The sequence below is a fragment of the Virgisporangium ochraceum genome, from assembly GCF_016863655.1.
GTDB classification, from domain to species: Bacteria; Actinomycetota; Actinomycetes; order Mycobacteriales; family Micromonosporaceae; genus Virgisporangium; species Virgisporangium ochraceum.
The window spans coordinates 21,691-28,039 of record NZ_BOPH01000011.1 but is presented as its reverse complement, the minus strand read 5'-3'; the positions used below and the strand labels follow the sequence as shown (position 1 = coordinate 28,039).

General features: G+C 72.1%; 6 protein-coding genes. 4 read left to right on the top strand and 2 right to left on the bottom strand.

Going from position 1 to position 6,349, the window contains the following annotated elements; genetic code table 11:
* Positions 1-158: 158 nt before the first annotated feature.
* Positions 159-716: a TetR/AcrR family transcriptional regulator gene (locus tag Voc01_RS04320; RefSeq protein ID WP_203925935.1), complete on the bottom strand. Its 558-nt coding sequence runs from the start codon at positions 714-716 to the stop codon at positions 159-161.
* Between the two features lie 67 nt (positions 717-783).
* Here Voc01_RS04320 and Voc01_RS04315 point away from each other — a divergent pair, with 67 nt between their 5' ends.
* Positions 784-1,923, top strand: coding sequence for an FAD-dependent oxidoreductase (locus tag Voc01_RS04315; protein WP_203925934.1), 1,140 nt, complete (start codon positions 784-786; stop codon positions 1,921-1,923).
* On the opposite strand, the gene Voc01_RS04310 is transcribed toward Voc01_RS04315, so the two are convergent.
* Positions 1,882-2,814, bottom strand: coding sequence for an AAA family ATPase (locus tag Voc01_RS04310; protein WP_203925933.1), 933 nt, complete (start codon positions 2,812-2,814; stop codon positions 1,882-1,884). The two genes, Voc01_RS04315 and Voc01_RS04310, sit on opposite strands and share 42 nt — an antisense overlap.
* A gap of 63 nt (positions 2,815-2,877) precedes the next feature.
* Between Voc01_RS04310 and Voc01_RS04305 the strand changes: the two genes are divergently transcribed.
* The 3 genes from Voc01_RS04305 to Voc01_RS04295 all read left to right on the top strand — a co-directional run bounded on the left by Voc01_RS04305 (position 2,878) and on the right by Voc01_RS04295 (position 6,327).
* Entirely contained in the window at positions 2,878-3,621 is a 744-nt protein-coding gene (locus Voc01_RS04305; protein WP_203925932.1) for a PP2C family protein-serine/threonine phosphatase, read from the top strand.
* 9 nt (positions 3,622-3,630) lie between these two features.
* Positions 3,631-5,925: an accessory Sec system translocase SecA2 gene (secA2, locus tag Voc01_RS04300; RefSeq protein ID WP_203925931.1), complete on the top strand. Its 2,295-nt coding sequence runs from the start codon at positions 3,631-3,633 to the stop codon at positions 5,923-5,925.
* A 141-nt stretch (positions 5,926-6,066) separates the two neighbouring features.
* Positions 6,067-6,327, top strand: a complete 261-nt coding sequence (locus tag Voc01_RS04295; RefSeq protein ID WP_203925930.1) for a hypothetical protein — start codon at positions 6,067-6,069, stop codon at positions 6,325-6,327.
* Positions 6,328-6,349 lie beyond the last annotated feature (22 nt).

Genomic DNA, 6,349 nt, shown 5'->3' with positions numbered 1-6,349 from the left:
CGCGGGTCGCGGTCGCTCCACCGCCCATGGTCGCTCCGCCGTCCACGGTCGCTCCACCGCCGATGGCCGCTCCGCGGCCGGCCCCACCCGCGTCGGCATACACGACGCTCTATCCAGTGCGCCGGCCCGCCCGAAATCCGCACTGGATAGAGCGTCGTTTATGAAAGACCGCGGGCGGCACCGAACGCCGCCGCCACCCGGGCGCGCAGGTCGGCCACGGGCGGTGGGACGTCGCCGCCGCGGATGAGGTCGTCGGCGACGATGCCGTCGAGCAGGGCCACCAGTAGCCGGGCCCGGCCCGCGTCGCCGATGGTCGCCGTGGCGCCGGCCACGAAATCGCCCGCCAACCGTTCCGCCTCGTCGCCCAGGTCGCGCCGCGCCTCCGCGTCCAACATGAGCACGAGCCTCGCCCGGCTGCGCACCCGGCCGGGGCCGAGCCACCGCCCCAGCACCTGCACGGCCGCCTCAACGCGGTCGGCCGGCACGTGGTCGGCCGGCGCGTCGACCATGTCGGCGCGGTCCAGGTGGGCGATGCGGTTCAGCGCCGCGGCGAGCAGCGACCGTCGGGTCCGGTGGTGGTAGCTGCACGTCCCCTGTGGCAGTCCGGCCCGGGTGTCCACCGCCCGGTGGGTGAGCGCGCGTAGGCCGTCGCGGCCCAGGACGTCGATGGCCGCGTCGGCGATCAGCGCCTTGCGATCCGCGTCACCGTTCTTCACATGACCATGCTACAGGTGTAGCGTTTTGCGGAGAGAGCACTACAGATGTAGCGGAGGGACAACGGGCATGCACGCGGTCGTCGTAGGAGGAGGCATCGCCGGGTTGGCGACGGCGGTCGGGCTCGGCCGGGCCGGGTGGCGGGTCACGGTGCTGGAGCGGCAGCCGGAGCTGTCGGCCGCCGGCGCCGGCATCCTGCTCTGGCCGAACGCCCTGTACGCGCTCGACGCGCTCGGGCTGGGCGAACAGACGGTCCGGGCGGGCGTCGAGAACCGCGGCGACGGCGGCGTCCGGGCTCCCGACGGGTCCTGGCTCTCCCGCATCAACGGCGCCGACCTGGAGCGACGCCTCGGCCGCGCCGCCGTGACGATCCACCGCGCCGAGCTGCACCGGATCCTCGTCGCGGGCCTGGCCGACGGCACCGAGGTGCGCACGAACGCCGAGGTCACCGCGGTTCCCGACGAGGGCGACCTGGTCGTGGTCGCCGACGGCATCCACAGCGCGCTGCGCCGGCAGCTGGCGCCGGAGAGCCGGATCAGGGACAGCGGCCAGGTCGCCTGGCGCGCGGTCACCCCGGGGGAGTTCGACCTCAGCGCCGGCGGCGGCGAGACCGCCGGCCGCGGCTGGCGGTTCGGGCTCGCGTCGGTCGGCCCGAGAGGCGTCTACTGGTACGCCGCCGGTCCCGGGCCGCTGCGCACCACGTCGCCCGCGGACCAGCTCGCGGAGCTCCGCCGGCTCTTCGCGGGCTGGCACGACCCGATCCCGGCGCTGCTCGCCGCCGCCCGGCCGGAGCAGCTTCTGCACCACCAGCTGGCCGACCTCGATCCGGTGCCGCCGATGCGCTACGGCATCCGGATCGCGCTGATGGGCGACGCCGCGCACGCGATGACCCCGAACCTCGGGCAGGGCGCCGCGCAGGCGCTGGAGGACGCGGTCACGCTGATCGCGGACGTCGCTGGGGGCGACCTCGCGGGTGGGCTGGCCCGCTACGACGCGGCGCGGCGTCCGCGGGGCGCGCGCTACGTGCGCGACTCGCGCCGCGCCGGTCAGGTCTTCGGTGCGACGGGACGCGCGGCGTGCGCGCTGCGTGATCTGGTGCTCCGCGCGACGCCGGGCCGGGTCGCGCTGGCACAGGCCGCGAAGACGGCCGGCTGGCGGGCGCCCGCTCTACCTGTGGCGCAGCGCCCAGAGCGCGGCCTCGGTGCGTGAGGTCGACCGGGTCTTCCGCAGCAGGTTCGACACGTGCACGGTCACCGTGCGGATCGAGATGCCGAGCGAGCGGGCCACCTGCTTGTTCGACATCCCGGCCGCGAGGCACGAGAGCACCTCGAGCTCGCGGGCGGTCAGCTCGGGCAGGGCGCTGGTCACGGTCTCCGCGGCGGCGCCGCCGGCGGCCAGCCACTCCAGCAGCCTGTACGGGTTGCCGTCGCTGTGCCGCATCCCGGCGGCGACCACCTCGGGGGCGATCGGCCGGCCGACCCGGTCGGCCAGGATCGCCGCCACCTCGTCGGGTCCGAGCGGCCCGAGGTGCTGCCGCACCGCGCCGGGGGTGCCGGCCAGCCGCGCGATGGTGCGGGCGACCACGTCGGGCGAGACCGCCGCGTCCGGCGGCTGGCTGGTCACCACGATCAGGGCGTGAAGATCGGGGACCACGGCCAGCTCGCCGATCAGGTTGAGGCTGGCCGGGTCGAGCGCGTGCAGGTCCTCGACGACGAGCACACCCGGCCCGGCGCCGACCAGTGCCCGCACCACGGTGACCGCCAGCCGCAGCAGGGCGCCCGGCGCGTACCGCTCCCGGGGGGCGTCGGGGTGCTGGGCCAGCCACGCCAGGGCGTCACCCGGAACGGGTAAATCGTCGTTGTCGCGTCCGGTCAGAATGGCGGCCAGCCAGTCGTACGGCGACGGCGTGTGCACCCGGGCGGTACCGCTGAGAACCACCGAGGGTGGTGGGGTCAGCGCGTCGAGCGCAGCGGCCACCAGCGCGCTCTTTCCGACCCCGGGCGCGCCGGTGATCACCACGTTCCTCGGCCGGTCGGACGACCAGGCATCGACCAGCTCGCCCAGCTGGGCGGCCCGTCCGACGATGGTCCCCGGCCTCATGCGTTCACGATACGTAGTAGTTCGTAGAGACAACCGGGGCCGCTGTTTGGCAGGCTGTCGCACATGGGCGTCATCCTGCACGCGGCCGCGGTCACCGACCTTGGGCTGGTCCGTTCGAACAACGAGGATTCATTTCACGTCGGGCCACGCGTGATAGCGATCGCCGACGGCATGGGTGGGCTGCCCGCGGGCGAGCTCGCCAGCGACGTCGTGATCAAGGCGTTGGCCAAGCTCGACCGCAAACCGGCCGACGTCGACCCCCTCGACCAGCTCACCGAGGCGGTCAAGGAGGGCAACAACAAGGTCGCCGAGATGGTCGACGACCACCCCGAGCGCGAGGGCATGGGCACCACGGTCACGGCGCTGATGCTCGTCGACGACAAGCTCGGGCTGGTGCACGTCGGCGACTCGAGGTGCTACCTGCTGCACGACAACACCCTCGAACAGGTGACCCGCGACGACACGCTGGTGCAGTCGCTGGTCGACCGGGGCGCGCTCACCCCGCAGCAGGCCCGTACGCACCCGCAGCGGTCGCTGGTGACCCAGGCCGTGCAGGGCCGCCCGATGACGATCTCCGGCGGCACGCTCGACGCCCGCGACGGCGACCGGTTCATGCTGTGCAGCGACGGCCTCTCCGACGTCGTCACCGATGAGGCGATCGCGCTCGCGATGGCGTCGTACCCGGAGCCGCAGGAGTGCGCCGAGCAGCTGGTGAAGCTGGCCGTGCAGGCCGGTGGACCCGACAACATCACTGTGATCGTCGCCGATGTGACCTCCGGTCACCGGAATGGGCCTCCGGGGCGCTAGCTTTACGGCATGGGTCTGTCGCAACGCCTCAAGCTCCGCATGCGCCGCTTCCTGCAGCGGCCGGGTACCACCGTCGACCTGGCGCCGCTGGAGAAGCACCTGCCCAGGATCGACGCGCTTGAGGAGGAGCTCGAGGCGCTCACCGACGAGGAGCTCACCGAGCGGGCCGGCGAGGCCGAGGGCTACGTCGAGATCTGCGCGGTCGGCCGGGAGGCGGCACGTCGGGCGCTCGACCAGCGTCCGTACGACGTCCAGCTGGTCGGCGCGATGGCGATGCTCGACGGGCGGGTGGCCGAGATGGCCACCGGTGAGGGCAAGACCCTGGCGGCGACGATCGCGGCGTACGGACACGTGCGGGCCGGCCACGGCCCCGTGCACGTGATCACGGTCAACGACTACCTGGCCCGCCGCGACGCCCAGTGGATGGAGCCGGTCTACACGCTGCTCGGCCTCACTGTCGGGTGGGTCAACGAGAGCTCCAGCCACGACGAGCGCACCGAGGCCTACGGCTGCGACGTCACCTACGTGTCGGTCAGCGAGGGCGGCTTCGACTTCCTGCGCGACCAGCTGGTCACCGACATCGACGAGCGGGTGCAGCGGCCGCTGGCCACAGCGATCGTCGACGAGGCCGACTCGATCCTCATCGACGAGGCCCGCGTGCCGATGGTGCTCGCCGGCGGCGTGGCACAGGCGCGGAACACGAAGCACGCGGCCGCGGCGAAGCTGGTCCAGATGCTGCGGCCCGGCCGCGACTACGAGATCGCCGACGACAACCGCAGCGTCGCGCTCACCGACACGGGCCTCGCCCGCATCGAGAAGAAGCTCGGCGGGGTCGACCTGTACGACGGCGCCAACGCCGAGCAGCTCTCGCTGATCAACGTGTCGCTGCACGCCAACGTGCTGCTCAAGCGCGACGTCGACTACATCGTGCGCGGCGACAAGGTCGAGCTGGTCGACGAGATGCGCGGCCGGGTGGCGCAGCGGCGCCGCTGGCCCGACGGCCTGCAGGCGGCGGTCGAGGCCAAGGAGGGCATCACCGCCACCGCCGAGGGCGAGATCCTGAACACGATCACGGTGCAGGGCTACATCGCGCTCTACAGCACCGTGTGCGGCATGACCGCCACCGCGGTGATCGTCGGCGACCAGCTGCGCGAGTTCTTCAAGCTCGAGGTCGCGATGATCCCGCCGAACACGCCGTGCATCCGCGACGACGAGGCCGACCGCATCTTCGCGGCGCAGGCCGAGCGCGACGAGGCGCTGGTCGCCGAGATCAAGGCCTGCCACGAGGCGGGCCGGCCGGTGCTGGTCGGCACGCTCGACGTCAAGCAGTCCGAGGAGCTGGCCGAACTGCTGCGGGCGGAGGGCATCACGGCCAACGTCCTCAACGCGAAGAACGACGACGAGGAGGCGGCGATCATCGCCGAGGCGGGGGCGCTGCGCGCGGTGACCGTTTCGACGCAGATGGCCGGTCGCGGCGTCGACATCCGCCTGGGCGGCAGCAAGCAGGTCGACTACGACGCGGTCGCCGAGCTGGGCGGCCTGTACGTGCTCGGCGCCGGTCGCCACGACAGCCGCCGCGTCGACAACCAGCTCCGGGGCCGGTCGGGCCGGCAGGGTGACCCCGGTGGCTCGGTCTTCTTCGTGAGCCTCGAAGACGACCTGATCGTCCGGCACGCTCCCGAGGCGATCCCGTCGATGCCGCGGATGAGCATGGACGGCCTCGTCGAGGACGAGCAGGTCGACTTCGCCGTCGAGCACGCCCAGCGGGTCGCCGAGGGCGTGGCGCACGAGATCCACCGCAACACGTGGCGGTACAGCGTCGTCATCGAGCAGCAGCGCCAGCAGATCGCCGAGCTGCGCGAGCGCCTGCTCACCACTGAAGACGCCGCCGACCTGCTCATGGACCAGTGCGTGAAGGCCGACGACATCGAGCGTGACGTGCTCGTGCAGGCCGGCCGGGCGATCGCGTTGTACCACCTCGACCGCGCCTGGACCGACCACCTGGCCGAGCTGGCCGACGTGCGTGAGGGCGTGCACCTGCGGGCCCTGGGCCGCCTCGACCCGCTCGACGAGTTCCACCGGGCCGCGGTGCCCCTGTTCAACGAGCTGATCCCGGCCGTGGAGCAGAAGACGATCGAGACCTTCGAGGAGGCCGAGATCGACGACGACGGCTGGCACCCGGAGGAAGGCGAGATCGTCCGTCCGAGCGCCACCTGGACGTATCTGGTGCACGAGAACCCGTTCGGCTCGGAGCTCGACCGCCTCATCGCGGCTGTCGGCCGGCGCCTCTCGTCCTCGCGCTGAGTAGCGTTTGTTAGGCACTCAGTCGAACATCTATACCGATTTGCGACCAGATCTAACCGCGTCAGAGATTTCGCTGGCGTTAACTGGACTACATAAGGTAATCCTTGTTGTGTGATACACCACAGTCACGGGGGTCGCACCATGATCGGCGCTGTTGATGATCTGGTGGTCGAAGCGCTGTTCGTCTCGCACCTGCAGCCGTCGCAGACGCACACGGCCGATGCGATCGAGGCAGCGGTCACCCAGATGATCCTCCGGTTCGGCAGTGACGGCTGTGCCGCCGCGGTGGCCACCGAGTTCGGCGACCACCCGGAAACCGCCGTGCCGCGCATGTGCTGGGTCCGCCGCACGCTCGCGGCTATCGCCGCGCTCCCGGAGACCTCAGCCACAGTCCGGAGCTAGATCGGCGGGCCTTAGCCACGCG